At 51.0% G+C, this 649-nt stretch carries 2 protein-coding genes; both read right to left on the reverse strand.

What is annotated here, in order from left to right; translation table 11 throughout:
• Positions 1-2: 2 nt before the first annotated feature.
• A complete protein-coding gene (locus tag DPQ25_RS14350) occupies positions 3-257 on the reverse strand; it encodes a hypothetical protein (RefSeq protein ID WP_112333845.1) in 255 nt (84 codons plus the stop codon).
• 20 nt (positions 258-277) lie between these two features.
• Positions 278-649 (reverse strand): hypothetical protein (locus DPQ25_RS14850; protein WP_177577156.1); only part of this gene is annotated, 372 nt, incomplete at its 5' end.

Here is a 649-nt window from a genome sequence, read left to right on the forward strand (position 1 = left end):
TTTCATGCCTCCGTTTCAATGATTTCCGGTTCCTCCGGGAATACCGTGGGTTCTTCTCCCCATACCGCCATAACGGCGCTGAAGTAGGGCTCCGCAATCTCCTCCTGGACCTGCTTTCGCCCATTCGCGCTGTTCGCATACGACCGCCGGAAAATATCTCCGATGGGGTAGCTTGTCCCTTCCAGCTCGATATACTTTTGCCTCATTACATTGACCTTATCCCGGTCAAGGTCCTGCAAAGTGATTTCTTCGTACATTTTTCCTGCACCTCCTTTCTCTATGTCGCTTTCTTGTACCAACCGCAAAAATTAATACCGCCATCGGTAGAAGAGTTAACCATCCACCATTCCTGTGCGGCTCCGTCGTCCTTCTGAAAATAAACGGAGCCTCCGCCGTCGTCATCGATATATCCGACATCCCAATTATTGCTGACGCAGCCATACAGCTCTGTCACGGTAATGGGGTACCTGCTTTCGGTTGATACCGCAAAGGGCAGCCCCTGTATTCCGGCATAAGATCTGCTGCCGGAACTCCCGTCACCAGCAGCAGTAATCCTTACACGTAGATAACAGGTAATATAGACCCAATCGCCGAGCGTCCAATATTTACAGCCGCGATTTTCGGTAATTGTATAGCTTACCGCCGGGCC

This window comes from Hydrogeniiclostridium mannosilyticum (assembly GCF_003268275.1).
Classification (GTDB): domain Bacteria; phylum Bacillota; class Clostridia; order Oscillospirales; family Acutalibacteraceae; genus Hydrogeniiclostridium; species Hydrogeniiclostridium mannosilyticum.